The organism is Leptolyngbya sp. AN10 (genome assembly GCF_050565645.1).
In the GTDB taxonomy this organism is placed as follows: domain Bacteria; phylum Cyanobacteriota; class Cyanobacteriia; order Leptolyngbyales; family Leptolyngbyaceae; genus Leptolyngbya.
In genome coordinates, this window is sequence record NZ_JBNXVP010000001.1 from 215848 (window position 1) to 240365 (window position 24518).

The following is a 24518-nucleotide window of genomic DNA, read 5'->3' on the forward strand; positions in this document are numbered from 1 at the left end:
AGAATGGAGCAAGCAACTCTTCAGATAATTCGTGGAACTTTTAGACCTACTTCCCGACTCAGAACACCTACAGATTCAGAACTATGAACTAGATCGCGTTCAGAAGCAAGTGCAAATTGAACTTTGCTCAACCCAAGCATTTGCACTATGCCCGGTTTGTCAGCAGCAAGCAGTTCGAGTGCATAGCCGATATCAACGAACACTTGGAGATTTACCGTGGGCAGACTATCGGGTGGTGATGCAATTTGAAGTGCGAAAATTCTTCTGTGATAACGCCTCCTGTCCCCGTCGGATCTTCAGTGAGCGATTGCATCAGATCGCAGCACCTTGGGCACGACGCACTCAGCGCTTGAATACTCAATTGAGTGAAATCGGCTTGGTCTTAGGAGGTGCAGCCGGAATCAGATTGAGTCAGAAGTTGCATTGTGCTGTGAGCCGCAATACCATACTACGATTGGTAATGCGCTTACCGCCTCCGCAGGTTACAACGCCTAAGATTGTGGGGGTTGATGATTTTGCTTTTCGCAAGTGCGTCAGCTACGGCACGATTATTGTGGACTTAGAAACCCATAGACCGATTGCGCTACTATCTGGACGATCTGCTGAGCCAATTTCTCAATGGTTGAGCCAGTATCCAGGTATCGAAATCGTGTCACGAGATCGCTCCTCGTCGTACCGAAGTGGAATCACAGCAGGTGCACCGAGTGCTACTCAAGTTGCAGACCGTTTTCACTTGATGCAGAATCTTGCAGAAGTATTAGAGCAGGTCTTGAGAACTCAAACTCAAGCACTCAAGACTGTTGGACAACCTGAGTCAAAGTCCGTTGGCTCAGAAACGGTTGCGAGTCTTGATCAAATGCCGACAAACTTAGTATCAAAGCCAGAATCTGAACCCCAAACTGAGGCAGCAATTGGTTCTGCTCATTGGCAGAAGCGTAGCGCGCAGCATCAAGCCATCTGGAGTTTATTTGAGCAAGGATGGTCTACTGCTGCCATTGCTCAACAGGTTGGTTTGGGAATTCGGACGGTTCAACGTGATCTGCGTAAACCTCAATTCGCTGACCCGCAGCGACGTGCTGACTACGGAGACAGTCTGGCTGCACCCTACCGCACCTTCATCCTTGAATATCTCCAGAAGCACAAACGGGCGCATGGATTATTCAGAGCACTAAAACGACAAGGCTATAAGAGCAGTGAACGGACCTTAAGCCGATATATTCATCGGTTGCGTGAAGCAGGGCATCTCAACGCTCAATCTCCAGTTCGCCCGGTTGCTAGTATGCCAAAACGCAAGGCTTTGCCAAAAGTGGCTGCGACTCCTTTAAGCGCGAATCGAGCCACTTGGATCGTCATGCGACATCCTACACAGCGCACTCGTGAACAGAAACGGCTCATTCAGAGGTTGAGAGCGCATTCCCCAGTTTTGAAAACCGCGATCGATCTGAGTGAGACTTTTTGCAAATTGATTCGCCATCGTCAATCTGAGCAATTTGATGCCTGGTTGGAGCGAGTAGACACCTGCGATCTTGTGCCCTTTCAGAAATTTGGTCAAGGACTACAGCAGGACTATGAAGCAGTAAAAGCAGCAATGTCTCTGCCGATTAGTAACGGACCTGTTGAGGGACAAATCAATCGCCTGAAACTGCTCAAGCGGCAAATGTATGGTCGAGCAGGGATCAAGCTACTAGAGCAGCGATTTTTGCTAACAAGTTAGTTACCTCTCAATACTAGATCACCAAAAGTGGACAAGTGCCCGTATATCTTGGCATCCAATGTCCCGGAGTTCTTCCCATTTCTGTTCATGGTGTTGTTCAAGATTCCGCCCGCGTTGGTGATTCTGCAAATTCTGGCAATTGATTTAGGAACAGACATGGTGCTTGCTCTAGCATTGGGAGCGGAAGTTCCTGAGATGGGAACGATGCAGCAACCGCCCCGCGAGAAATCGAAGCCACTGCTCGATCGAGAATTGCTGATGCGAGCCTACTGCTTTCTCGGTCCAATCGAAGGGGTGCTAGGGATGGCAGGATTTTTCTTCGTGTGGTTTACCCAGGGCTATAGCTTTAGCGAGTTGCAAGCGATCACACCCAGTATTGTGACGCATTCTGCGGATGCTAGAACGATGACGGTTTACTATCAAGCGATGACGATGACGTTAGCTGCGATCGTCGCGACTCAAGTGGGAAATGTATTTGCTTGCCGTTCAGAACGAGTATCGATCTTCCGCTTGGGCTTTTTCAGCAATCGCTTGATCTGGCTTGGCATTGCAGCAGAATGGCTGCTGATTTTCGCTATCATTTATCTTCCTCCCCTAGCATCGATTTTTTCTACCACTGCCTTGCAACCGATCCACTGGCTGGCGTTACTCGTCTGCCCCCCGATTGTTCTAATGGCGGACGAGTTTCGCAAACGGCTGACGCGCAAGCGCTCAAGCCTTCGTAATACTGGTATCTAAGCGGAGCGGTCGTCGTGATTCTCAATTGGTATCAGCCATCGGCAGGGGGCGGATAGAAAAGGCAGTCGATCAAGTGATTGGCTATCGTCAGAAACGCAAGGGCAGAAGTTAGAAACCCTATGGGAGCCGCGCATTAGGGTTGCTAAAAAAGTAAACTTGTATGCCTCTTTCACGATCGGGCAAAACTCCAATCACACAGTTGTTGCGAAGAAGTCATCTGCGGCTTGGGATATAGATAGAAGGATTGAAAGTTCAACGTTGCCTTCTGGAACAGAATTCGATGCGATTCAGCTTGGCGATTCTGCTCAATCACTTTCCCTTGAGCTAACTGAAGTTGCTGTTCTTCATCCCAAAAGAATGCTTTGTTTGGAGGGTTTCTCCATTGACTCCCCTCCCAAGACACGAGATAAGCCTGTCCGATAATTTGACCGTCATTCAACAGTCCGCGTAGACAGACAAAGCCATCCGAGTGCGGATAACCATAGTACCCTTCAATTTGCTGATTCTGCTTGCGAAAAACGAGACAAACTCCTTCACCTTGCTGCCAATCTTTGGGAGGAGGTTGTGTACAGATTTGATAGTTCCCATCGCTCAGTGTGGCTAAAGTAGGAGGCTGAGCTTGCATTGCTGAAACGATAACAACTTCAGTAACGCAAGGCACGAGAGCGATCGCAAGTTTGGTGAATTGTTGAGACATCATAGCGTGGATTAAACTTCGGTCAATTCACGATCGTGAATTGAAGTCGATTCTGTTTTTTGCTGAACAGACACCAGGTAGACTGAGCAAGTCGTATGTTGAGTAACATAAGCACTCACACTTCCCATCATCCAGCCTGGAACATGGCTTTGTCCTTGCCGACCGAGTACAATCAATTCGGCATTCCAAGCCCAATCCTAATCACAAATGACATGACTAGGAGTGCCATAGCTCTGCGACAATTCAGCAGGGACACCCACACTTTCTGCCTGCTGCACATAGGACTGCAATCGAGTTTGCCATTCTGTTTGATAGGTTTGCCATTCTTGTTGAAGTTGTTTTCCGGAGCGTAAGCTTATAGGCTTATCACCCTGTAAAAAATTCTGCAACGGCAATCCAGCCTCATCGACCGCTAGAACATGCAGAATCATCAGGTGAGCATTAAAGGCTCGTGCGATCGTGAGCGCTTGTTCAAATACGATTTCGCTCATTGCGGAATCACCTAAAGCGACGAGAATCTTTTTCAACATAGGGGCACTCCTAGCTAAAGCTGAATTGTGGTGTCAAGCCTGCATTGGCTGTTCAGCATCTATGTTTGTTATACAGTGAGAACTTGGGGAAGTTGTGAGGAATACAGATTCTGTTTAGGAAAACCATCCAAATTGATCCAAAAACAGAGGAGATTGATCGTAATCAATCCCCTTTGCCAGGTGAACTATTCAATTTAAGTTTTCTCTATAACCTTCAGACATTGGATTTCGTATTACGACTCCTAGCTGCCTACAATCAGAGCTTGGCTTTGGGCTAGCTAACACATCGACACTCGCTGTAGACGGTTGAACTGCTGGCTTTTGGGAGTGGAGACTTTTTACGAATCTGCTTATATAGTAGCACTTCAGAGCGCAACGAGCTTGAATTTTTGTTGCATTGAGAAACCATTGCGTGCATTGGTATTCCTCACAAGTTTCTCACAACTTTGATTTACAACAGAGGAGTTAGAGGTCAGAGGATCATATTCTATGTTCGATAAAATTCTAGTTGCGATCGATGAATCTAAGCAGAGTGATCTCGTGATTGAGAAAGCAATCTCACTGGCAGAAGCTTTGAAAGCTCAACTTAGATTTTTCCATGTTTTATCTTCTGCTGAAGAGGATTTTCCGAGTTATCCATTCGCATTGACAAATGTTGGGTTTGTCGTTGATGAAGCCGTCTATCAGGAGTTGATACAAGGCTATGCACAAGAACGGCAAGAGTTTGAGCAGCGACATCTCGATCGACTTCGGGCAATGGTTCATCAAGCTCATCAGTCAAATATTGCTGCGGATTACTGTCTTACTTATGGCAGTCCCGGCAAAGAGATTTGTCAAATGGCAAAAGATTGGGAAGCAGACGCGATTTTGATAGGTCGGAGGGGGCGCTCTGGGTTGCAGGAGGTGATGCTAGGCAGTGTGAGTAACTATGTGGTGCATCATGCAATTTGTTCAGTGCTAGTGATTCAGAAACCTGCTGACTTAAAGGCTGAACAGGATGCAGAAAATGAATTTGCTTACGCTTGAAGTGGCGATCTCGCATCATCATGAGTTTGAATCCAAACCCTTCTTCTAGCTCTGAAGAAGGGTTTGAGATCTTTGTGCGATCGAGATTCAAAAGAAATGAGTTGAGGCAAATTCACCCCAACTCAACGACTGGATTCACATTCTAGAAATGCTTATCTTTCGCAGGCTCACCTTCAAAGGGTTGTACTCCTGTTGCGGGATAGTCATCATCACTCACACCAAAAATCCGCACCATTGCTTCAGACATAAACATCCGCACATTGTTTGGAATGGCTTTAATCGTTTGCCAAGTGGATTGAATGCGGTTAGACATAATACTTCTCCTCAAATCAAAGGGTGTCAGCTAGCTGTTACTTGCGGCTCGCAGGTGAGCTTTTTCTTGCAGTTGTTCTTCATGTTGCCGCTCTTGCGTCACAGCTTCTCGTGTCGCTTGGTCAAGGTCATTGGCTGCCATCGTTTCGAGTGCATCTTCAGCTCGGCGATGAACAGTTTGATTACGATATTCCTCATCCAGACGTTGTTGAGTGGTGGTTTCTCGCACTTGTTCTTCCAAGGGTTGTTTATCAATCGTTGACATACTTTGCCCTCCTGTTTTGATTCGAGCTAATTTGCTCTGGTCTTACGATACGAAAAGACTGTGAGGAACTTGTGAGGAAGTTGGATCAAGGTTTCAAAGAAGTTTCTGGCTCAGCGGGAAGAATCGAACTCATTGAACGCTGCGGGTAGACCTTTTCTCGCAATTGTTTGGCTTGACGCAGGGCTAAATCTGCAACTCGATACAAGGTTTTGAGGTCTTTGCCATCTTCAGGATACTGAGCAACTCCTGCACTAAAGGTCACAGAAACGGTTTCTCCGGTATCAATCAGCATCGCCTGGTGATCAATTTGTTCCAGCACCTGAATGAGACGCTGTACTCCTGCCTCACGAGTCATTCCATACATGCCAATCACAAATTCTTCGCCACCCCATCGTGCCACTACGTCTTCACTACAGAAAGATTGTCGGAGCAAATGCCCAAATTGCCGCAGCACAGCATCGCCTGCTGCATGACCGTACTGAGCATTCACATCGCGTAGATGATCGACATCAATCACCGCGATCGCAATCGGTTGCTGAGATCGATCGGACGATTTGAAGAAGGCTTCGAGATCTTGCGTTGACTTCTGTCGATTCATTACGCCTGTGAGGGGATCAATTTCTAGTAATTGCCGCAATAATTTCACTCGGTCTAATCGGTTGAGCAGTCTTGCGACTAGCTCTGCTTCTACAATTGGTTTACTAATAAAATCATCGGCTCCTGCTGCAAAGACTTGAGCGATCGTTTCGGATTCTGAATGAGCGGTAAGAACCACGATCGGGAGTTGATTCCAGCGCAAATCATTGCGAACGAATTGGCAGAGTTCAATCCCATTTAGGTCAGGAAATTCTAGATCGAGAACGAGTACATCAGGTTTCACGGCTTCCAATGTGTTCCAGAACTGATGGGGATTGTTCAGCGTAAAGACTTGCAATCCCCAGGGTTGCAGCACTGTGCTTAATGCTTCTAGTAATGCAACATCATCATCGACCACAAGTACTCTCGCTTGAGTGGGGGAAGTGCGCCGCATGACTTGTGCGATCGCTTCAAGAATCTGTGAGGTTGAAGCGGTTCGATCGAGTAACAATCGTCCCCCTCTTCGAGCGACTTCTATGCGTTCAGTGAGGTCGTTTTGAGCGGTGAAGACGATTGTGGGAATAGCAGGAGAATAGTTTTGAAATAACGAAAGTAATTCGAGTCCTGTTTCTAGCGAATCAAAGCAGTCCAAATCGAGCAGAACTAGACTAGGGGATTCATTTTCACAGAGCTTAGCGGCATTGTTGGGTGTTGAAGCGGTGGTGCTTCGATAGCTCCAGAGTGGGATTTCTTTTTGGAGCGGCTCAATGAAATCGCGATCGCGTGAAACAATCAAAATTAGAGGCTGATGAGTCTTTAGCTCGATAGGACTAGGCTCTGGGCAAATCGAATCATGAGTCGATGTAGGGAGATCAATGATCCGACGCAATTTTGAAATGAGTTCTCTCAGGTGCTGTAAGTTTTTTGGCTTCAAAGCGGGTTTTACTAAGATGGATTCCATCTCTTTTGCTAGCTTTGAACCTTCAGGAAACCCAAGTGAACCTAAGGAGCCAGCTAAGGTGTGAGCTTGCTGAACTGCCTGTGCCTGGAGTTCCAAATTTGCTTGACAAGCGACTTGCTCAATCACAACGATCTGTTGATTTACTCGGTTCTTGTGCGTGTTCCAAATGACACTAAGTTTTGATCTTAGTTCTTGTGCGATTGTCTGGTTTGTCGAGTCCGTTGAACTCAGTGGTTTCAAACGATATCCAATGCCATAAACTGTCTCGATGAGGTCAGCCGCTGCACCTGCGGATTTGAGCTTCTGTCGTAACCCTTTAATGTGAGTTCTGACGGCTTCTTCACCGGGCGTATCTTCATAAGTCCACAGGTGTTCCAGAATGTTGCTACAACTGAAGACACGTCGTCCATTTCGGAGGAACAGTTCAAGTAGCGCGTATTCTTTGGGAGTGAGAATGAGTGGAGTGGAGCGGTATTGAACTTCGCAAGTGCTAGGATTGAGTTGTAACGCTCCCCATTCGAGTATCGGGGAGGCTGCAACATTAGCACGTCTGAGTAGGGCGCGAATTCGGGCAACTAATTCTTCTTCATGAAACGGTTTAACGAGGTAATCATCGGCTCCAGCATCTAAGCCTAATGCTCGATCGTGGTGGTTGTCGTGAGCCGTTAGGAGCAAAATGGGAATCGTGATCGAGTTTGAGCGAATTTGCTGACAGAGTTCGATCCCGTCGAGATCCGGTAAGCCTACATCTAGAATCAATAAATCGTATTCAAAACTCTCCAAGAGGGCTAATCCAGATGCTCCGGTTCCTGCGGTTTCAACCACATAATTGTGAGTGGTGAGAATGGTTGTAAGTGCCTGAGCCGTTAATTCATCGTCCTCAATGACTAGAATTTTCATAGAACGCTTCCCGACTGCTGAACTCCCTTTTTGCAGTCTAGAAGGTCTAAATTTTAGGGTTGAACAATGGTTACAAATCGTTAACAAAGTATCTACTCCACCATAAGCCGAGAGCTTTTTTTGGAATGTTGAGCGAGATGAGTGCTTTGAAGATCGTCGTTGAGGTGGGATTCGTAACGGGGACGATGCCTGCGGTTCCGCGATCGTTTGTCTTTGTGCCAGATCGCTACCCACACACCATTTCTAGATCACAATTCACGTCGCATACACAGTTCGCCGTCCTCTTCTTCTGTTCCAGTGTAGACAAAACCCATCTTCTCGTAGAACGGACCGGGACCACCTTTGGCTGGAACACAGCTTGTCTCAACCGCATCCGCTCCAGGGCGCGTCTTGACATACGCGAAGAGCAACTCCAGCGCCTTTCGTCCGTACCCATGCCCTTGATATTGCTCACCAATCATAAACCGCCACAGAAAGTACGCTTGCTGAGCTACGTTGTCTTCTAACATCAAAAAACCAACTGCCACATCGCCAGCGTAGATCGCACGGAACCAAGCAACCTCTGGATTAAAATGCGCTTCTGCGATCGACGCAGCGTTCGATGCCACGAACTGCTCTTGGTGTGGGGCTACTTTTAAGCGGAGGACATCACGCCAGTTTTCCTTAGTGATCTCGCGCAGCGTTATTTCGAGGTCGAACTCGGACATACAAAGTGTTCTCCCTGACCAATCCTCTTAAGAATAGAATAGTTCCTCACTTAGTAACACAGACAAGACCGCAACTGCCGCGCAAAAACTTCCTAATCCTCACGAAATCCTGCTTGCATCATCCTGTGGATTCTCCGCTTTGAATCCCTCATGGAAAGTAACAGTACCCTGCGGATAATGCCCATCGAAAGACAATGCAAAGAAAACTTCCTGACGCACACCTTCATAAACAAGCCCCGCAATATTCTGAAACCCGACTTTCTTGTAGTACTCCGGATGTCCTACAAGACAACAGCCTTTTGCATTCAGTTCTTTCAGTCGCGACAGTCCTTCCTGAATCAGCGCTTTACCAATACCCTGCCGCTGGTACGCTGGTAACACCGAAAGAGGTCCAAGACCATACCAGTCCTGAGTGCCATCCGAAATCATGACGGGTGAAAAGGCAATATGACCGACAACACGACCCTCCAGTTCTGCGACGAGCGATACCGCGAGAACTTTAGCAGTGCGAAGTGCCTGGATAATAAATTGCTCAGTGTGGTTACTAATTTCCAAAGTCTGAAATGCGGCAGCAGTTACTTCACTGATGACCTCGACATCATCATCCGTTTCGCTCCTGATAACACTCTTCATATTCATCGTGAAACCTTGAACCTCACAAGTTTCTCAAATTTAGTCTCTATAACTTAAGGTATCGTAATCCGTTGAGGTTCTCTCCATGTTCCACAAAATCTTAGTCGCGATCGATCATTCTGACTCGACTCCGATCATTTTTAGCCAAGCCCTTGCTCTCGCAAAAACTAATCAAGCAGAATTGATGATCTTTCACGCTCTTGCCCCTTTTGATGAAGTCTATCCGAGTGATCCTTATGTCGGAATTCCACAATCGATCACACAAAGCTATTTGAAACGCTGGCAAGAACGAGAGCAGGCAGGAATTGAAAAATTGCGATCGCTCAAAGAACAAGCAGACAAAGCAGGAATTTCGACTGAATTCTCTCAAAACATTGGTGATCCAGGCAAAGTGATTTGTACTTTAGCAAAGACTTGGAATGCTGATTTAATCGTGATTGGGCGACGTGGCTTGAGTGGGTTTCGAGAATTCTGGCTGGGAAGTGTCAGTAACTATGTCTTGCATCATGCTCCTTGTCATGTGTTGACAATTCAAGGCATTGCTCAAACTCAAGAGCAACCTGCAACAGTCGGCAGTGTATCTTAAATCGAAGTTAAGTTGTGAATGAATCGAAATGTGAGAATTTCGATCTGCGAGGAAGCTTGCGAGGAAGCGATCGCAATGTCTCTTTCTGACAAAGTGCAACCCGCAACGTTCCACCCTGCTCTAATGGAATCCCATCGATCAAATGTCCCTTTTCTCGTAAGGCATCTAAAGTACGAGAGACATGACGAGCATTACGTCCAGTAATATCTGAATTCTTCTTAAAGCGATCGAGTTCTTCAAAGCAGAAGAGTGCATTTGGGTCATGCAGCAGCACATTCGTATCAAGGACAAAAACTTTTTTCATCCAAGAAGCCCTGCAAAGTTAAATTTAGCGTTCAAGATTAGAATTCATCTGCCAGATGTGTTCTAGAAATTCTCGATCGGCTTCGAGTTGTTCTGCATCCCGTTGATCTCGGCGATGAACAACACTCGCGATTAAGAAAAATAGACAAAAGACCACGAGAAAGCTACCCGCAACGGCTGAAGAATCAATAGGTGCAGTTGCTAGAACAAAATAAGGAGCATCCGCTTGGATAGTAGATTGGAAGCTAGTCATAATCATTAACCTCCTGTTGCGTTCTGTCTTAATTTATGAGGAAAGATTTTGAGGAACTTGTGCTTCAGTTTAGGATTGTTTCGCATGGCTTTGTGAATCTTCTTCCAGCGCTCCTTCCCTGCTAGAATTGCTTGCTGATCTTGCTTGCGAATCATATATTGAAGTTCGCGCTGCGACTGCTTGCTGCACTGCCCACCCCAGTTTTTGTTGATGTTGGCAATCCCGAAATCGACTGAAATTCTGATAACAGTCTCTCAGATGCCCCAGTATTCAAGAACTTGGTATCAGTTCAAGCGATCGCTCTAATCGCTGTCTCACGGCTAAATCTGGAGCTTGTGATTTCAGTTGCATCGTCATTGAAATCGTCCCATTATTTTCTTGCTGGACAATTAGAACGGTACAGGGTAACAGTGGGATCAATACTGGGTGGAGTGCATGAGCCATTACAATTAAGTCTGCATACCAATTTTCTGCTGTATTAATCAAGGCTCGATCGGTCTTTTCAGCGAGTTCTGAAATCTCAACTCGGATGCCAGCATCTCTTGCAGTTTCTGCTAGCGATCGCATATTTTCTTCTAGCAAATCTACTAAACAGAGATGAGCATGATTTGCTTGAGCGAATCGAAGTGCTGTATTAAAAACACAAGATCGAGACTGAGCCTCTTCAAGCACGACTAAAATTCTTTGAAACATTGATTTTTACCTATCCTGCTACAGAATTTATCATAATGCAGCAAGTTGAGGAACTTGTGAGGACAAGCGATTTATATCCTCACAAGTTCCTCAACTTTTTTGCCTACAACTAGAGAAGAATAACGAGTCGTTTGCCTATGTTGGTTCAATGTCGGCAGCCTCAAATTCATCCGATGCTCCAGCGAATTGCGACTGCATTTCAACTGTATGGTTAGTCGATCACATTCACCACTATCGTCATCTGTACCATTATGAACCTCTCCCGGACTAAGACTCCTGTAATTTTTCATGTTGAAGGCATTAGTAAAGTGTATCGAATGGGAGAAGTAGAAGTTCATGCCCTGCGATCGGTGAATCTTGATCTCTATGAAAGCGAATTTGTCGTGCTGTTGGGACCGTCTGGAAGCGGCAAATCAACCTTGCTGAATATTTTAGGAGGTTTAGATCTGCCTTCGAGCGGACATTTCTACTTTCGCAATCAGGATTTAACCTTTGCAAATGATGCTGTTCTCACTCGATTTCGACGGGATTCTGTCGGATTTATTTTTCAGTTCTACAATTTGATTCCAAGCCTGACAGCGCGGGAAAATGTGGCACTCGTCACCGAGATTGCTCGACATCCAATGAAGCCTGAGAAAGCTTTGGAGCTAGTGGGATTGAGCGATCGCTTGGATCATTTTCCAGCACAGATGTCCGGCGGGGAACAACAACGAGTTGCCATTGCTAGAGCGATCGCAAAACGTCCTGAAGTCCTGCTTTGTGATGAACCGACTGGTGCGCTTGACTTCCAAACTGGAAAACTAGTGTTAGAAGCACTCGCACAAGTGAATCGAGAGCTAGGAACAACAACTGCCGTGATTACCCACAATGCCGGAATTGCAGGCATGGCAGATCGAATCATTACGATGCGAAGTGGAGAAATTACGAACATTCAAGATAACGCACATAAATTAGTCCCATCAGAACTGGAGTGGTAATGAATGCACTGAATTACAAAGTGATGCGAGATCTGTGGAAAATGCGAGGTCAGGTAATTGCGATCGCATTAGTCGTTGCCTGTGGCGTTGCGATCTTTATTACCATGATCAGTGCCTATCAATCTCTTGCCACATCACAGTCTGTTTACTATCAGCAGTATCGATTAGCTCAGGTTTTTGCTCAACTCAAACGTGCGCCTGAACCCTTGATAGAACAGATTCAAGCGATTCCAGGGGTCGCTCAAGTTCAATCGAGAGTGGTCGTAGATGTTACGTTGGATGTTCCGGGGCGGAAAGAACCTGCGATCGGGCGACTTGTCTCTGTGCCAGAGCAATCCATCCCCATGCTCAATGATTTGTATATTCGGCAAGGACGCTATCTTGAGCCTGGGCGTTCAGAAGAAGTACTCGTTAGTGAGGCATTTGCAAATGCGAATCAGTTAAAAATTGGCGATCGTATTGGTGCAATTATTAACGGGCGTTGGCAACGATTGAGCATTGTCGGAATCGCACTATCGCCAGAATATGTGTATGAAATTCGCGGGGGTGATGTGCTGCCGGATAATCAGCGCTTTGGGGTGTTTTGGATAGGGAGAAAAGCACTCTCAACTGCTTTTAATTTGGATGGTGCATTTAATGATGTCGTTCTCTCCCTCAGTCCAGGAGCAGATCCAGACGGTGTTATTTTTCAACTTGACCAATTGCTGAAATCCTATGGTGGATTTGGAGCCTATAAACAAGCCGATCAAGTTTCGACTAAATTTATTTCTGAAGAAATCAGTCAACTCAAGACTCATGCGCTCGTTGTCCCCAGCATTTTTCTGGGAATTGCGGCGTTTTTATTGCATATTCTACTTTCTCGATTGATTGGTACTCAACGCGATCAAATTGCGATTCTCAAAGCCTTTGGCTATGGTAATTGGAGTGTAGGATGGCACTTTCTGAAATTAGTCCTGGTGATTGTTTGTCTGGGAGGGTTGATTGGGACAGGGGTTGGACTCTGGATGGGTTCAGGAATGTTAAGTATTTACGTTCGCTACTATCATTTTCCATTTTTGAACTATCAGATTAGTTTGGGATTGGTTTTGGGCGCGATCGCAATTAGTGCAAGTGCTGCAATCATTGGCGCTTTTGTTGCTGTAAAACATGCTGTTGCCTTACCTCCTGCTGAAGCGATGCGTCCAGAGCCTCCAGCCCATTTTCGTCGCACTTTGATAGAGAAACTAGGCTTACAAGGACTGCTCTCGCCTGTGGGACGAATTATTTTAAGGAATTTAGAACGCAAACCGATTCAGGCGCTTTTGTCGATTGTGGGAATTGCTTTAGCGATCGCAATGTTGATCGTCGGGCGCTACTCTCAAGATTCGATTAGCTATCTGATTGATGTGCAATTTCGATCATGTTCTAGATCTGTGGATGAACTATCATGCTGCTCGACCAAATTCATAGCGGTTGATGAACAATCCAATTACCACATCGTGCAGCCAAATTGACTGAGAAAAGCAGTGTGCTTCGCAGTGCCGCAGGCAGCGTTTTTCGAGCTAACTGCTTGATTCGAGTGCGGAGTGTCAAAAGATCAGCGCTCAATCCGTTGCGTGTTCTTCTTACCAATCGTATGCTTTTGGGAGTCTAACAATGGCAAGTATGCGCCCCAACTATCGGTGTAGAAACGCTCAATGGCAAATGAAGCAAGCAATTGCTGAAGTTGTTTGAGTGCTACATCTTCATGCGGGGCAAGAACGTAAGCCAGTACCGCACCAGTACGATGTTCGATTGCGTGCCACAACCAACGCTGTGTTGCTTAGACTGCACAAAACTCCACATCTTATCCAGTTCCGCTGTCTTCCACTTTGACCACCATTGCACTCGTCGGTGAACTCGCCATCTGTTGAAGTAGCACGGTGTTGACTTGTTCGATTCGGGCGATCTTTTTTTAATTCCTCAACCACCGTCGTTGAACTGATTTTCAGCACTCGTGCTGTATCTCGAATTCCACTGCCATTCACTGCCATATCACTAATCTGTTGTTTGACTTCGGGCAAGTACCCTCGGTAGCTGTAATCACGAATAAAAGAACGACGAGAGCACTCAGCATTACGGCACCGATACCGTTGTTTACCTTCATCACTTTTACCATTTTTCACAACGTTTGTACTGTTGCAACTCGGATAGCAAACGGGTTCAAGTACCATATTGGTAAGAACAGCTAGAGAACGCTTTTATTTTCGCATGGAATACACAGGTCTAGAACACTATCCTCTCAAAGCATAGCCAACTCCGCGTACAGTATGAATCAGCCGGGATTCTTGAGTTTCTTCTAGTTTCAAGCGCAGATACCGAACATAGACCTCAACAATGTTAGAGTCTCCAACAAAATCGTAGCCCCAGACATTTTCCAGAATTTGATCGCGGGTTAGGACTTGGCGAGGATGGCGCAAAAAGTAGTCCAGTAAATCGAACTCTTTTGCCGTTAATGTAATCGATCGAGATCCTCGATAGACCTCTCGCGTTTTTCGATTGAGCATTAATGCTTCAAACTGCACTGTGTCTTCGTCTACCTCTTGATTTCGACGCAGATGAGCGCGAACTCTTGCTAGTAGCTCTTCAATACTAAACGGCTTGGTCACATAGTCATCGGCTCCAGCATCCAACCCAGCAACACGATCTTCTACTTCGTCTTTCGCAGTCAAGAAAATAATTGGTGCTTTAAATCCAGTCGCTCTCAATCGACGGCAAAGTTCGACACCCGACAGTCCAGGAAGCATCCAATCGAGCAGTGCTAGATCAGGTAAGTTTTCACGAGCTAACATTAACCCGGTCATTCCGTCATGAGCAACACTCACTTGATATCCTTCGCTCTCTAGTTCTAAAGCAATAAATCTAGCAAGCTGTACTTCATCTTCGACCAGCAAAATCTTTGGAATGCTCATGCTCAACGTCCTATCGTCGGTAAGGTCAATGTAAAGGTTGTGCCAACGCCAGGTTCAGAGTCGAGGGAGAGCGTACCACCCATTTTTTCAATCAGGATTTTGACGATCGCAAGACCTAGCCCCGTTCCCCCAGTTGCACGACTGCGAGAAGGGTCAATGCGATGAAAGGGTTCAAAAATTAACGCTTGTTCTGATTGAGGAATGCCTTCTCCGCGATCGCTGACTTGAATGATCGCAGAATCGTTCATCTGCTTGAGTCGAATGAGGATAGGAGAATCTGGCTGAGAATGGCGTACAGCATTCTGAATCAGATGATCTAAGACTTGCATCAGATAATCTCGATGCGTTTGCACTCGAATCGGTAGGGGTGCAATGTCAGTTTGGAGATTGGGATGATCAAACTTTTCCGTCATGTTGGCGATGTCCCGCACAAACTCATTCAGAATCAACGGCTCTTTGGGGAGAGAGACATCTAGACTTTCTGCCCTTGCAAGATCAATCAAATCTTGCAGAATGAGGGTCATTCGCTCAGCTTCTACCGTTGCCATTTCGAGGCTTTCTTGTTGAGTTGGAGACATTGGAATGCGCTTGGCTGTGCGTTGAAGATACCCATATACAACACTCAACGGCGATCGCAGTTCATGTGCCACATTGCTAATAAATTGACGCTGCTGCTGTTTGATTCCGGCTCGTTGGGTCAGCGTTTCATTCCATGCCTGTGCTAAGACGCGAATCTCGCTAGGTGTATGTCGCACATTGAAAGGATTAGGCTGAAGATCGGTCGTTGTAGTAATTTGAACCCAGTGTTTCAATTGATGCAAGGGGCGCAGCAGTAGCCAAATTCCTCCCAGAATGATGAGTGCCATTCCGATGATGACGATTAAAGTCAGCCGAGCAAGCTGCTCTGCAATCATGAGAAACTGCGCCTCAGTCAACTGATCTGAGTACATCATGAGAACAGTCTGAATGCTCCAATGACTGAACAGTTTGTAGCTCGCAAGCGCGATCGCGCAAATCACGACAACAGTTGCCATCAGCCGAAACTGCAATGAGGCGGGATCAAGCCATCGCCGCCGCCGACCCCCACGATTTAAAACCTGACCCAGCGGATTCATCGACTTTACTCATGTTTAGAGAGAATTAACTTCAGCTTAAACTGAAATCCCAAAAATGTATTGAATGATATCTATTCTACAATCCTCCAAACCATTCATACCCCTGATCTTCCCAATATCCTTTTTCGGGCATTAGTTGCTGAGTCAGCATGATTTGAGTCACCCATTTACTTTGCTTGTATCCTAATTTGACCGGAGAAGCTAACCGCAAAGGCGCACCATTATCGACAGGGATTGGCTGTCCGTTCTTCTGATATGCCATCAAGGTTTGAGGGTGCATTGCTGAAGCTAGATCCCAACTTTCATAGTAGCCATCAGCAGATTTAAAGTAGACGTACCGAGCATTTGATTTGGGTTGTACCAGCCGCAATAAATCCTGAAGTCGGACTCCTCCCCATTGCACGATCGCTGCCCATCCTTCTACACAGACATGCTGGATCACCATTGAGGTAAATGGCAGGGATTGAAGATTGGCAAGGCTTAATTGCATCGGATGATTAACTTCTCCCACGATCGAGAGCCGATATTGTGCGAGGTCGATTTGTGGGGTCTGGTCGAATGTGTTGATCAGCAGTTTATCAGGTTCAATTTGCTGGATAGAGAATTCAGGCACAGGCTTCTGGCTTAAGAGTAAAGCTTGTGTGACTTGATTCAAGGGTTCAAAGGCTTGTCCAACTTCACGCGACCCGAAACTTGAACCACAACTGCTGAGAAGTAAGCTAGCCCCTGAGAATCCAGACCACTGGAGTAATTGGCGACGAGAGATGAACTGAGACACTGTTCAATGATCCTCACAAGAATATAGATTGGACAAGCCGGATTGTGCCAACTCTCAGTGCCAGCAGCGAATGTATAACTGTAAATGCAATGACAATCGGAACTGTAATAAAGTGAATTGTGCGAAGGGTTTGCCAATTGACAAATAGACTATACAACCCATGAAATTGAGCAGGCTTGTACATTGCTAGACCGGATGCGATCGACAAAACCAGAATCGGAATGATCAGCGTGTAGACAATCCGATGAAGCGCATAGTTCTTTCGTTTAACATTCTGACTCACGCGCAGTGCTTTAATGTCACTCCCACTTGCATATCGCCGCTGCCAACGGCGAGAAATCGCAACGTAAAGCCCATACCAGAGAAGATTCAGCGAATAGATCCACATAGCTGAAAAATGCCAATTCCGTCCACCCCCTAGCCAGCCACCCAGCGTTAGAAAACTAGGAAAGTGCCATCCTGCTCGTCCACCAAAAACTGGGTTTGCATTGTAAATTTGCAGACCACTAAGAAGCATGATGAACAAGCTGATTAGATTCGTCCAGTGGAAAAGTTTAGCAAGCAGGGCTTGAGAGGGGATAGGTGGAGATTTTGAACGCTTTGCGGGTTTAGCAGAATCCATATCACAATTCCTCAGAGTGAAGCTTTAGGAAAAAACGGTGCAAGCCATAGCTGGATTTGCACATCCCAACCTAGCGAAATTGCGATCGCACTCAAAATCACAACAATGCCGCCAACCTTTTGCAGCATCAAACTGTGCGATCGTAATCCTAGCAATCGTTGTGTCAGTGTTCGTCCGCCATAAGCAATCACGAGCAATGGAATAGCAGCCCCCAACCCATACGCCAGCAGCAAGCTAAAAGCACTCATCACTTGATGATGGACAACAGCGAGAACTAAAATTCCACCGAGTACAGGTCCAGCGCAGGGAGTCCAGAGTAGTCCAAGTTGAGTTCCAAGCCAAAACTCGCCCCATAATCCGCTTCGCGATCGCTCCTGCGTCCATCTTTGAACCGGGAGATAGCTGAACAGAGCATAACTCCATTTGGGAAATAGGGCGAGAATGCCAAGTCCCAGAAGAACTGCGATCGCAACGTAGCGCAGAAAATTAGCAACTCCAGTTAACCAGCTTGCACTAATTCCAAGCAAACTTCCTGCTACAGCAAAACCGCCAACTAGCCCGATTACGATCGCAACTGGACCATAGCGATGAGAGTGTAAAGATCGTCCGATCAACACCGGAAGAATCGGTAAGACGCAGGGAGATAGAACAGTAAGAAGTCCTGCAAGAATTGCAATTTGCACTGAGAGGGTCGATATGTTCATCGCAACTATCCTGATTTTAGAAGCTTTTGAATCGTTTGCTCAGTCGTATCATATGCCCCTTCTCCAATGCGATCGTAACGAATCAAACCTTGCCGATCAGCCAAAAATAGATGAGGCCAGTATTCGTTTTGATAAGCTTTCCAGGTTTTGTACTCGTTATCGATCGGGATAGGATAAGTAATTTTGTGCTTTTCTAAAGCTCGTTCAATGTTGTTTAGATCGCGTTCAAATGCAAATTCTGGGGTATGAATTCCAATTACTTTTAAGCCTTGTGCAGCGTACTGACGATGCCATTGAGTAATGTATGGAAGGGTTCGCTGACAATTAATGCAGGCAAATGTCCAAAACTGGATCAGAACGACATTTCCCTTGAGATCTGCGATCGACAGTGGAGAGGAATTTAACCAATGCTGAATTCCCTGGAAATCAGGTAATGAGCTTCCAGAGGAATTCAGGCTGGTGGAGTCTTGATTAGGAGCAAGGTTAGGTGATGCGATTGGGGATAGCTCAGTTTTTCTAGATTGTGGTCTTAGGGCAGTTGCCGCTCCAGCACCGAACACACCTAGACCCAAGTAGAGCAGAAGCTGACGACGCTGATTGAAGATTTTTCCCATAAGACTCTCCAAGTTAGATAATTGCTCGATCCCTCCTCAGAAAATTTCACGATTAACCAAGAAGATTCTGCTAATAGGGCACTATGGTTTTGCAGGCTCACCCTCTTTCTTCATCGCATCACCCTCTTTCTTCATCGCGTCAGGTTGTTTCTTCATTGCATCGCCCTGTTTCATTACATCGCCCTGTTTCATTGCATCGCCCTGTTTCATCGCGTCACCCTCTTTCTTCATGGCATCACCTTGTTTCATGGCATCACCTTGTTTCATGGCATCAGGCTGCGCTGTGTTAGTAGTACCAGGCTTCTGACTTTCAGAAGCAGAGCAAGCTGCGAGACTTCCTATTAAGGCAAGACCGAGTAGTGTAGCAATAATTTTTGAGTTCATGTTTGTTAATAACCTACATAGAGATAAGACGTGCTTTCGTAGAAGGACATTCTTTTTATAAAAGCACTTACGTCTGATTGAAGTATGATTGGCAAAGCTAAAAGAAGCATTAAATTACCCCTAGAATTGCATGAGTTTAACCTGAGAAATTCCTGAGTGTGGAAGCTGTGAGATCTAAAGTGTCGTGGCAGCAAGATTCATTGCTTCGCTGCTGTAGATATCTGTAATAGATTTGAGTAACGCTAGGGCTTCGGAGTACGATCGCTGAAATGAGTTGCGTCCAATAATCGAGCCAAAACCGCCTCCCGCATGAATTGCTCGAATCCCCTCAAGCAGGGTATCATCACTATCTATCGTTCCACCAGAGAAAATCACGATGCGTCGCCCATTAAAAGTACACTGAACGACATGGCGAACTCGCTCTTCCAGCTTTGAAATCGGAATATTTTGCTTCTCGTAAACTTTCCGCGCTGCATCTTGTTCAATGTGATCAGAAGGAAGCTTTACTTTAACTTAGATCTTGCACCATTCTCATTAGGGGTTGCCAAACGGCTCGAAATCTGAAAGAAAGGGCGTAGAAAAAAGATGAGACGGTTATGGAAACCATCGCTGTACACGCCCAATCGCTAGTTTATAGTCTTCTCTGCTTGATGCCTAGTGTCTATCAAAAAGCCAGTTTGAATGCACTATTCGGGCTATTTCTCGAAGCACTCGGACACCCTTTGCCCCAGCACACCCAGGTGAAATCTGCCAGTTCGCTCAGCCGATTTTTGAATCATTATTCGTGGTCTACGCGCGGCGTGATCCGCACGACCCGCAAGGCAATCTTTGACCAACTGAACCAGCATCCCCTCCGCAAAGACCTGCCACTGCGAGTACTCATCGACCTAACAACGCTGGAGAAATGCGGCACGTTTTTGCATCTGAGTACGCCCACCGAAGACCCAGAGAAGCCTGACCCTTGGGTGCGAATGCTGAATGGCAAACGTGGACTGCATCTGGTTGTGTTGTATCTTAACTACGGCAATTGGCGGGTTCCCTGGAGTTTTCGAGTCTGGAGAGGTAAAGGGCAAGCCAGTCCATCGCAGTTAGCCTGTAGGCTACTAGCAACAGTCCCAACTGTCTTGAGTGCGAGTGCGCCTGTGATTGTGCTTGCCGACACTGAGTTTGGCACAATTGAATTCCTCAATGCTGTGAAACACCGGGGGTGGCGAGCGGTGGTGGGAATGCGCTGCACCCGCAAATTACAAGATGGCACTAACCTCAAACAGCTTTACCGTCAGGGCAAGCGGGGAGCGCAAATTAAGATTGATGGCATTGACTTCCCGCTCACAGTTTCCTGGTTCTGGCTGAAGCAAGCCGATGGCAAGCGAGAACTGCGCTTTGTTGTCTCCACTTATCCTTACTCTGGGGTTTATCTCGTGCGTTTGGGTCGCAAACGGTGGGCGATTGAAGCCTTCTTCAAAACTATCAAACATCGCTTCGGGCTGCATCGCTTTGGTCAATCGACTCAGCAAGGGGTCTACCGCTGGTTGATTTTGGCTCTGATTGCCTACCTCTTGGTCTATTGGATTCACCAAAGTACCTTGCTCTCTCAACTCGATTGGAAGGTTGCAAGTGATTTAGCTTTGTCGATTTTATTTCCTTCTGTGTTGTGGTTCCAATTCCTCCGATATCTACAAAAAGCAGTTCCGATTGCTGCTGGCTATCAGTTTGAGATTGTTCTCAAGTCGCTACCCAATCCCGCCTATCAGGAATGGTGCAAGATCTGAGTTAATGATGTGTGCGCCGAGTTGAGCCGCAATATGAGCCGCATAAGCAGTAACATCGATCGCTGTTTCTCCTGCTTTGCTCAGTTCTGATCCACGAGGATACGACCAGATAATCACAGCTAATCCATAATGCTTTGCTTCCTCCGCTAACGCACGAATCTGACCGTACATCTCTAATCGATAGGATGAGCCTGGGTAGATTGTAAATCCAATGCCCACACACCCTAGCCGCAGTGCATCTTGAACACTGCTCGTCAAGGCTTGATGAGGATCAGCTTCATCAAGCAGGACATCATGATCATTCACCTTCAGAATCAATGGAATTTGACCTGCAAACTCGCGTGCGCCAGCTTCTAGAAAGCCAAGTGGTGCAGCATAAGCACTACAACCAGCGTCGATCGCAAGTTGGAAATGATAGCGCGGATCATATGCAGATGGATTAAGCGCAAAACTGCGGGCAGGACCATGTTCAAAGCCTTGATCAACAGGGAGAATTACGAGCTTACCTGTGCCCGCTAATTTTCCATGATTGAGCAATCGGGCAAGATTAGTCAGTGTACCAGGATTATCACTACCATACCAACTGAGAATCTCTTGAGTGTGTTGAGTCATAGCTATATGTCCCCACTTTACTATTGATTGAAGATTGATGCGCTCTGCTTTTGCAGTATCTCAACTTAGCCTGATACTGTTCTGAGATTTAGCTAGGAATTCTGTGAAAGTTGCCTGAGAAAGATATCAGAGGAGATTCAGCTACTTTTCAGGAAGCAATGTATTGGCTTTTGACTAAATCTGGACAGCTACATAATCTTTTATCGATTACTCAAATCTATCTCAGCCTAAATTAAACAATTTTAGCGATAGTAGGTGAATCCTGTCCTTAGCGTACTCAAGCAACCTGCTATCAGACATATTCTCTGAAGTGGCTATGAATTCCTAAATCAAGGTGGTTTGTCCTTTCTCATAGTGCTATGAATTTTCTGGATCTTGAAAAGCTTCCGGCTCAGTTACGATCGATAGCGACCCATCAAACCCTGGAATCAGGAGAGCATCTCTTCCACCAATCTGATCCGACTCACTCCATCTTTATGCTGCAATCTGGCGCAATTCGGGTGCTTCGCTACGGTAACGATGGTCAAGAGATTGACTATTATCGAGTGTATGCGGGAGAGTTTTTTGCAGAAGTTGCTCTGTTTGATGAGGTGCATTTATGTAGCGCGATCGCAGAAGAGCAAACCCAAGTGATTACATTTCCAAAATCAGAGTTTTGGTCAGCCTTGAGACAAGATTTCACGCTGTCGAATGCGTTTATGGAGCAAATGGCGCACCGCTTGCATCGCACTAAAGTGATGTTAGAGGTGCGTGGAATGAGATCAACCCGCGAACGAATATTGCATTATCTTCGGTATCTGACAGATTCAAACGGAGGAACAGTACAGCTTGATCGTCCCCTAAAAAGTATCTCTCAAGAGTTAGGAGTGAGTCCTGAAAGCTTATCTCGAATCTTGAAGCAATTAGAATTAGAGAACATAATCACTCGAACTAAGCGAACGATCGTACTGCATGAGTGATTTTTTAGCGTGAAACCTATTAGACCAGTTTCACGCTAAAAAATCATGCCTGATGAGTCGCTTGAAGGAATTGCTCGTAAAGTGAAATTGCTGCCTTACTCCCGATGATCAATGGCGATCTCTGATGAATCGTTTCCGCCTGAATCTCTAAAACTCTCTGAGTTTCAGTCAGGGCTGCACCGCCAGCTTGCTCAACAATAAATGCAAGAGGCGCACATTCATACAATAATCGCAGCTTGCCATCAGGATAATCGGGAGTAGAGGGATAGAGATAAATTCCTCCTTCAATCAAACTACGATGGACATCTGCAACGAGCGCACCACTGTAACGCAAGGATGATTGTTGCTGATTTAGATGAGTTATGAACTTTTGAATATGAGGTTGCCAGTGTTGAGCGTAGCTGAGATTTGCGCTGTAGTATTTCCCATCACCTGGACAACGCAAGTTGCTGTGAGAGTGGAGAAATTCACCCAAGCTAGTATCCAAAGTAAAGCCATTCACTCCATGACCACAGGTGTAGACCAAAATAGTACTTGTGCCATAGAGAATATAGCCCGCTGCGACCATTTCGGTTCCTCGCCGCAGAATATCTTCCTCTAAGCTGCAACACCCGTTGTGAGTATTCCGGCGATACAAACCAAAGATTGTTCCCAATGCTCCGCTACTATCGATATTGGATGAGCCATCCAGCGGATCAATACAAAGAATGTAAGGCGTACTATTGCGACAGTCCATAAATTGAGGGGTTTCTAGTTCCTCAGAAACAAGAGCAGCAACTAAACCCGTGTCTGAAAAGGCTTCAATAATCGTCTGATTGCTGAAAACATCAAGTTTCTTCTGAGCATCTCCAGTCGCATTTTTGTCACCAACCAATCCCAACTGCCCAACTAGAGCAGCGCGGCTAATCTCACGAGTCAGAATCTTGGCAGCATAGCCCATTTGACTCATTACGATCGAGAGTTCTACTGGAATATTGAATTCTTGCTGCTGTTGCCAAAGTTGTCGATCGAGGGTCATTGCTTGCGTAATCATATTCCGATTCCCCACCATTGCCGCTGGTCTTTGTACAACAAGTCGTCTGCTTCTTCATGACCCCAACTTCCTACCGCACAAGGCGGAATAGCAGGAGCTAACAAATTTGATGATGTCATTTCTGTTGCTCCACAATTTGCTCCACATGCCCTCCAAACTGCTGGCGCATTGCAGACAGAACCTTCTCAGCAAAAGTATGTTCCTGTCTAGAACGAAACCGAGCATACAATGCAGCAGATAAAACCTCTGCGGGAACAGCAGACTCGATCGCTGCCATAATTGTCCAGCGCCCTTCGCCAGAGTCTTGCACATAGCCTGTGTAGTTAGAGAGCGTTGGATTCTCAGTTAATGCGATCGCAGCGAGATCTAACAACCATGACCCGACTACGCTTCCTCGTCTCCAAACTTCTGCAATCTCAGATACATTAAAGTCATAGCTATGCACTTCACTGACTTCAGGAGAATTGGCATTACGCAGAATATCAAATCCTTCTGCATAAGATTGCATCAGTGCATATTCAATGCCATTGTGAATCATTTTTACAAAGTGTCCTGCGCCACTAGACCCACAATATAAATATCCTGCTTCCGCCGTAGACTTCAAATGTTCTTGCCCTGGAGTCCTTGAGATACTGCCCATTCCGGGAGCTAGAGAACGGAAGATTGGATCGAGCTTTTCAACGATAGAAGCTTCGCCTCCAATCATGAGGCAGTAGCCTCGTTCTAGCCCCCAGATTCCGCCGCTTGTTCCCACATCAATGTAGTGAATATTGCGATCGTGAAGCCATTTCGATCAACGAACATCGTCTTTGTAGTAAGAGTTGCCGCCATCAATGAGGATATCTCCAGGAGACAGTTTCATCGTAACTTCTAGAATGCTTTCTTCGGTGACTGCTCCCGCTGGCAACATCACCCAAATCACGCGAGGGGGAATCAATTGTTCAATCAATTCATCCAGCGTGTTTGCTCCCTTCGCCCCCTCTGTAGCAAGTTGTTTTACTTTATCTAGATTCCGATTGAAAACGACGCACTCATGCCCATCTTTTAGTAACCGACGAGCAATGTTTGCGCCCATGCGTCCCAGTCCAAACACACCAATTTGCATGACATTCTCCTGTAAAAAC

General features: G+C 46.1%; 28 protein-coding genes and 3 pseudogenes. 8 read left to right on the forward strand and 23 right to left on the reverse strand.

All coding sequences use genetic code 11. The features are described from left to right. Nucleotides 1-31: 31 nt before the first annotated feature. Nucleotides 32-1714: an ISL3 family transposase gene (locus tag ACQ4M5_RS01100; RefSeq protein WP_430673758.1), complete on the forward strand. Its 1683-nt coding sequence runs from the start codon at nt 32-34 to the stop codon at nt 1712-1714. Between the two features lie 87 nt (nt 1715-1801). Continuing rightward, the gene (locus ACQ4M5_RS01105; protein ID WP_430673759.1) at nt 1802-2452 is read left to right on the forward strand and encodes a cation transporting ATPase C-terminal domain-containing protein; all 651 of its coding nucleotides are present in this window, start codon (nt 1802-1804) and stop codon (nt 2450-2452) included. Nucleotides 2453-2621: 169 nt separating this feature from the next. On the opposite strand, the gene ACQ4M5_RS01110 is transcribed toward ACQ4M5_RS01105, so the two are convergent. Together ACQ4M5_RS01110 and ACQ4M5_RS01115 are read right to left on the reverse strand one after the other, a co-directional pair. Then, a complete protein-coding gene (locus tag ACQ4M5_RS01110; RefSeq protein WP_430673760.1) occupies nt 2622-3152 on the reverse strand; it encodes a hypothetical protein in 531 nt (176 codons plus the stop codon). Nucleotides 3153-3160: 8 nt separating this feature from the next. Continuing rightward, nucleotides 3161-3679, reverse strand: a pseudogene (locus ACQ4M5_RS01115) (universal stress protein). A gap of 489 nt (nt 3680-4168) precedes the next feature. On the opposite strand from ACQ4M5_RS01115, the gene ACQ4M5_RS01120 reads away from it, so the two are divergent. Continuing rightward, complete coding sequence (locus tag ACQ4M5_RS01120; RefSeq protein WP_430673761.1) at nt 4169-4705, forward strand: universal stress protein; 537 nt, start codon at nt 4169-4171, stop codon at nt 4703-4705. A 142-nt stretch (nt 4706-4847) separates the two neighbouring features. Here ACQ4M5_RS01120 and ACQ4M5_RS01125 read toward each other — a convergent pair whose 3' ends face one another. The 5 genes from ACQ4M5_RS01125 to ACQ4M5_RS01145 all read right to left on the reverse strand — a co-directional run bounded on the left by ACQ4M5_RS01125 (nt 4848) and on the right by ACQ4M5_RS01145 (nt 9065). After that, on the reverse strand, nt 4848-5018 hold the full coding sequence (locus ACQ4M5_RS01125; RefSeq protein ID WP_430673762.1) for a hypothetical protein: 171 nt from the start codon (nt 5016-5018) through the stop codon (nt 4848-4850). A 30-nt stretch (nt 5019-5048) separates the two neighbouring features. Continuing rightward, a complete protein-coding gene (locus ACQ4M5_RS01130) occupies nt 5049-5282 on the reverse strand; it encodes a hypothetical protein (RefSeq protein ID WP_430673763.1) in 234 nt (77 codons plus the stop codon). 85 nt (nt 5283-5367) lie between these two features. Next, complete coding sequence (locus ACQ4M5_RS01135; protein WP_430673764.1) at nt 5368-7719, reverse strand: response regulator; 2352 nt, start codon at nt 7717-7719, stop codon at nt 5368-5370. A 248-nt stretch (nt 7720-7967) separates the two neighbouring features. After that, nucleotides 7968-8426, reverse strand: a complete 459-nt coding sequence (locus ACQ4M5_RS01140; RefSeq protein ID WP_430673765.1) for a GNAT family N-acetyltransferase — start codon at nt 8424-8426, stop codon at nt 7968-7970. Between the two features lie 99 nt (nt 8427-8525). Then, complete coding sequence (locus tag ACQ4M5_RS01145) at nt 8526-9065, reverse strand: GNAT family N-acetyltransferase (RefSeq protein ID WP_430673766.1); 540 nt, start codon at nt 9063-9065, stop codon at nt 8526-8528. 79 nt (nt 9066-9144) lie between these two features. Between ACQ4M5_RS01145 and ACQ4M5_RS01150 the strand changes: the two genes are divergently transcribed. Beyond that, complete coding sequence (locus ACQ4M5_RS01150) at nt 9145-9645, forward strand: universal stress protein (protein ID WP_430673767.1); 501 nt, start codon at nt 9145-9147, stop codon at nt 9643-9645. A gap of 7 nt (nt 9646-9652) precedes the next feature. On the opposite strand, the gene ACQ4M5_RS01155 is transcribed toward ACQ4M5_RS01150, so the two are convergent. The 3 genes from ACQ4M5_RS01155 to ACQ4M5_RS01165 form a co-directional block, all read right to left on the reverse strand. Then, the gene (locus tag ACQ4M5_RS01155) at nt 9653-9949 is read right to left on the reverse strand and encodes a PIN domain-containing protein (protein WP_430673768.1); all 297 of its coding nucleotides are present in this window, start codon (nt 9947-9949) and stop codon (nt 9653-9655) included. A gap of 24 nt (nt 9950-9973) precedes the next feature. After that, on the reverse strand, nt 9974-10201 hold the full coding sequence (locus tag ACQ4M5_RS01160) for a hypothetical protein (RefSeq protein ID WP_430673769.1): 228 nt from the start codon (nt 10199-10201) through the stop codon (nt 9974-9976). A 270-nt stretch (nt 10202-10471) separates the two neighbouring features. Continuing rightward, entirely contained in the window at nt 10472-10894 is a 423-nt protein-coding gene (locus ACQ4M5_RS01165) for a universal stress protein (RefSeq protein WP_430673770.1), read from the reverse strand. A gap of 251 nt (nt 10895-11145) precedes the next feature. Between ACQ4M5_RS01165 and ACQ4M5_RS01170 the strand changes: the two genes are divergently transcribed. Both ACQ4M5_RS01170 and ACQ4M5_RS01175 read left to right on the forward strand, forming a co-directional pair. After that, on the forward strand, nt 11146-11871 hold the full coding sequence (locus ACQ4M5_RS01170; protein ID WP_430673771.1) for an ABC transporter ATP-binding protein: 726 nt from the start codon (nt 11146-11148) through the stop codon (nt 11869-11871). Next, nucleotides 11871-13364, forward strand: coding sequence for an ABC transporter permease (locus tag ACQ4M5_RS01175; protein WP_430673772.1), 1494 nt, complete (start codon nt 11871-11873; stop codon nt 13362-13364). Before ACQ4M5_RS01170 ends, ACQ4M5_RS01175 begins: the two co-directional genes overlap by 1 nt. Here ACQ4M5_RS01175 and ACQ4M5_RS01180 read toward each other — a convergent pair. From ACQ4M5_RS01180 to ACQ4M5_RS01220, 9 genes and pseudogenes are all read right to left on the reverse strand, one after another. Continuing rightward, nucleotides 13296-14063, reverse strand: a pseudogene (locus ACQ4M5_RS01180) (IS1 family transposase). The gene ACQ4M5_RS01175 and the pseudogene ACQ4M5_RS01180 overlap by 69 nt on opposite strands. 60 nt (nt 14064-14123) lie before the next feature. Then, a complete protein-coding gene (locus tag ACQ4M5_RS01185) occupies nt 14124-14801 on the reverse strand; it encodes a response regulator transcription factor (RefSeq protein ID WP_430673773.1) in 678 nt (225 codons plus the stop codon). A 2-nt stretch (nt 14802-14803) separates the two neighbouring features. Further along, the gene (locus ACQ4M5_RS01190) at nt 14804-15916 is read right to left on the reverse strand and encodes a sensor histidine kinase (protein WP_430673774.1); all 1113 of its coding nucleotides are present in this window, start codon (nt 15914-15916) and stop codon (nt 14804-14806) included. A gap of 76 nt (nt 15917-15992) precedes the next feature. Continuing rightward, complete coding sequence (locus ACQ4M5_RS01195) at nt 15993-16694, reverse strand: molybdopterin-dependent oxidoreductase (protein WP_430673775.1); 702 nt, start codon at nt 16692-16694, stop codon at nt 15993-15995. A 13-nt stretch (nt 16695-16707) separates the two neighbouring features. Further along, the gene (locus tag ACQ4M5_RS01200; RefSeq protein WP_430673776.1) at nt 16708-17316 is read right to left on the reverse strand and encodes a cytochrome b/b6 domain-containing protein; all 609 of its coding nucleotides are present in this window, start codon (nt 17314-17316) and stop codon (nt 16708-16710) included. Nucleotides 17317-17327: 11 nt separating this feature from the next. Then, a complete protein-coding gene (locus tag ACQ4M5_RS01205) occupies nt 17328-18020 on the reverse strand; it encodes a cytochrome c biogenesis CcdA family protein (RefSeq protein ID WP_430673777.1) in 693 nt (230 codons plus the stop codon). Nucleotides 18021-18025: 5 nt separating this feature from the next. Further along, entirely contained in the window at nt 18026-18634 is a 609-nt protein-coding gene (locus ACQ4M5_RS01210; RefSeq protein ID WP_430673778.1) for a thioredoxin family protein, read from the reverse strand. Between the two features lie 81 nt (nt 18635-18715). Beyond that, entirely contained in the window at nt 18716-19018 is a 303-nt protein-coding gene (locus ACQ4M5_RS01215) for a hypothetical protein (RefSeq protein ID WP_430673779.1), read from the reverse strand. A gap of 174 nt (nt 19019-19192) precedes the next feature. Continuing rightward, nucleotides 19193-19393, reverse strand: a complete 201-nt coding sequence (locus ACQ4M5_RS01220; protein ID WP_430673780.1) for a hypothetical protein — start codon at nt 19391-19393, stop codon at nt 19193-19195. A 221-nt stretch (nt 19394-19614) separates the two neighbouring features. Between ACQ4M5_RS01220 and ACQ4M5_RS01225 the strand changes: the two genes are divergently transcribed. Next, nucleotides 19615-20790, forward strand: coding sequence for a transposase (locus ACQ4M5_RS01225; RefSeq protein WP_430673781.1), 1176 nt, complete (start codon nt 19615-19617; stop codon nt 20788-20790). Here the strand turns inward: ACQ4M5_RS01225 and ACQ4M5_RS01230 are convergent. After that, nucleotides 20752-21402, reverse strand: coding sequence for a class I fructose-bisphosphate aldolase (locus ACQ4M5_RS01230; RefSeq protein ID WP_430673782.1), 651 nt, complete (start codon nt 21400-21402; stop codon nt 20752-20754). The genes ACQ4M5_RS01225 and ACQ4M5_RS01230 overlap by 39 nt on opposite strands. Before the next feature lie 359 nt (nt 21403-21761). Between ACQ4M5_RS01230 and ACQ4M5_RS01235 the strand changes: the two genes are divergently transcribed. After that, complete coding sequence (locus ACQ4M5_RS01235) at nt 21762-22361, forward strand: Crp/Fnr family transcriptional regulator (protein WP_430673783.1); 600 nt, start codon at nt 21762-21764, stop codon at nt 22359-22361. 43 nt (nt 22362-22404) lie between these two features. Here ACQ4M5_RS01235 and fbp read toward each other — a convergent pair whose 3' ends face one another. From fbp to gnd, 3 genes and pseudogenes are all read right to left on the reverse strand, one after another. Next, nucleotides 22405-23394 carry a class 1 fructose-bisphosphatase gene (gene fbp, locus ACQ4M5_RS01240; protein WP_430673784.1) on the reverse strand — a complete coding sequence of 330 codons (990 nt, stop codon included), beginning with the start codon at nt 23392-23394 and terminating at the stop codon, nt 22405-22407. After that, nucleotides 23391-23513, reverse strand: a complete 123-nt coding sequence (locus tag ACQ4M5_RS01245) for a hypothetical protein (RefSeq protein ID WP_430673785.1) — start codon at nt 23511-23513, stop codon at nt 23391-23393. The genes fbp and ACQ4M5_RS01245 overlap by 4 nt, the downstream gene beginning before the upstream one ends. Further along, nucleotides 23510-24499, reverse strand: a pseudogene (gene gnd, locus ACQ4M5_RS01250) (phosphogluconate dehydrogenase (NAD(+)-dependent, decarboxylating)). The gene ACQ4M5_RS01245 and the pseudogene gnd overlap by 4 nt, the downstream one beginning before the upstream one ends. Between the last annotated feature and the right edge of the window lie 19 nt (nt 24500-24518).

Coding starts and splice junctions, on each gene's coding strand:
- ACQ4M5_RS01105 (WP_430673759.1), top strand. CDS start 1,802: ATGGTGTTGTTCAAGATTCCGCCCGCGTTGGTGATTCTGCAAATTCTG.
- ACQ4M5_RS01110 (WP_430673760.1), bottom strand. CDS start 3,152: ATGATGTCTCAACAATTCACCAAACTTGCGATCGCTCTCGTGCCTTGC.
- ACQ4M5_RS01120 (WP_430673761.1), top strand. CDS start 4,169: ATGTTCGATAAAATTCTAGTTGCGATCGATGAATCTAAGCAGAGTGAT.
- ACQ4M5_RS01125 (WP_430673762.1), bottom strand. CDS start 5,018: ATGTCTAACCGCATTCAATCCACTTGGCAAACGATTAAAGCCATTCCA.
- ACQ4M5_RS01130 (WP_430673763.1), bottom strand. CDS start 5,282: ATGTCAACGATTGATAAACAACCCTTGGAAGAACAAGTGCGAGAAACC.
- ACQ4M5_RS01135 (WP_430673764.1), bottom strand. CDS start 7,719: ATGAAAATTCTAGTCATTGAGGACGATGAATTAACGGCTCAGGCACTT.
- ACQ4M5_RS01140 (WP_430673765.1), bottom strand. CDS start 8,426: ATGTCCGAGTTCGACCTCGAAATAACGCTGCGCGAGATCACTAAGGAA.
- ACQ4M5_RS01145 (WP_430673766.1), bottom strand. CDS start 9,065: ATGAATATGAAGAGTGTTATCAGGAGCGAAACGGATGATGATGTCGAG.
- ACQ4M5_RS01150 (WP_430673767.1), top strand. CDS start 9,145: ATGTTCCACAAAATCTTAGTCGCGATCGATCATTCTGACTCGACTCCG.
- ACQ4M5_RS01155 (WP_430673768.1), bottom strand. CDS start 9,949: ATGAAAAAAGTTTTTGTCCTTGATACGAATGTGCTGCTGCATGACCCA.
- ACQ4M5_RS01160 (WP_430673769.1), bottom strand. CDS start 10,201: ATGACTAGCTTCCAATCTACTATCCAAGCGGATGCTCCTTATTTTGTT.
- ACQ4M5_RS01165 (WP_430673770.1), bottom strand. CDS start 10,894: ATGTTTCAAAGAATTTTAGTCGTGCTTGAAGAGGCTCAGTCTCGATCT.
- ACQ4M5_RS01170 (WP_430673771.1), top strand. CDS start 11,146: ATGAACCTCTCCCGGACTAAGACTCCTGTAATTTTTCATGTTGAAGGC.
- ACQ4M5_RS01175 (WP_430673772.1), top strand. CDS start 11,871: ATGAATGCACTGAATTACAAAGTGATGCGAGATCTGTGGAAAATGCGA.
- ACQ4M5_RS01185 (WP_430673773.1), bottom strand. CDS start 14,801: ATGAGCATTCCAAAGATTTTGCTGGTCGAAGATGAAGTACAGCTTGCT.
- ACQ4M5_RS01190 (WP_430673774.1), bottom strand. CDS start 15,916: ATGAATCCGCTGGGTCAGGTTTTAAATCGTGGGGGTCGGCGGCGGCGA.
- ACQ4M5_RS01200 (WP_430673776.1), bottom strand. CDS start 17,316: ATGGATTCTGCTAAACCCGCAAAGCGTTCAAAATCTCCACCTATCCCC.
- ACQ4M5_RS01205 (WP_430673777.1), bottom strand. CDS start 18,020: ATGAACATATCGACCCTCTCAGTGCAAATTGCAATTCTTGCAGGACTT.
- ACQ4M5_RS01210 (WP_430673778.1), bottom strand. CDS start 18,634: ATGGGAAAAATCTTCAATCAGCGTCGTCAGCTTCTGCTCTACTTGGGT.
- ACQ4M5_RS01215 (WP_430673779.1), bottom strand. CDS start 19,018: ATGAACTCAAAAATTATTGCTACACTACTCGGTCTTGCCTTAATAGGA.
- ACQ4M5_RS01225 (WP_430673781.1), top strand. CDS start 19,615: ATGGAAACCATCGCTGTACACGCCCAATCGCTAGTTTATAGTCTTCTC.
- ACQ4M5_RS01230 (WP_430673782.1), bottom strand. CDS start 21,402: ATGACTCAACACACTCAAGAGATTCTCAGTTGGTATGGTAGTGATAAT.
- ACQ4M5_RS01235 (WP_430673783.1), top strand. CDS start 21,762: ATGAATTTTCTGGATCTTGAAAAGCTTCCGGCTCAGTTACGATCGATA.
- fbp (WP_430673784.1), bottom strand. CDS start 23,394: ATGATTACGCAAGCAATGACCCTCGATCGACAACTTTGGCAACAGCAG.
- ACQ4M5_RS01245 (WP_430673785.1), bottom strand. CDS start 23,513: ATGACATCATCAAATTTGTTAGCTCCTGCTATTCCGCCTTGTGCGGTA.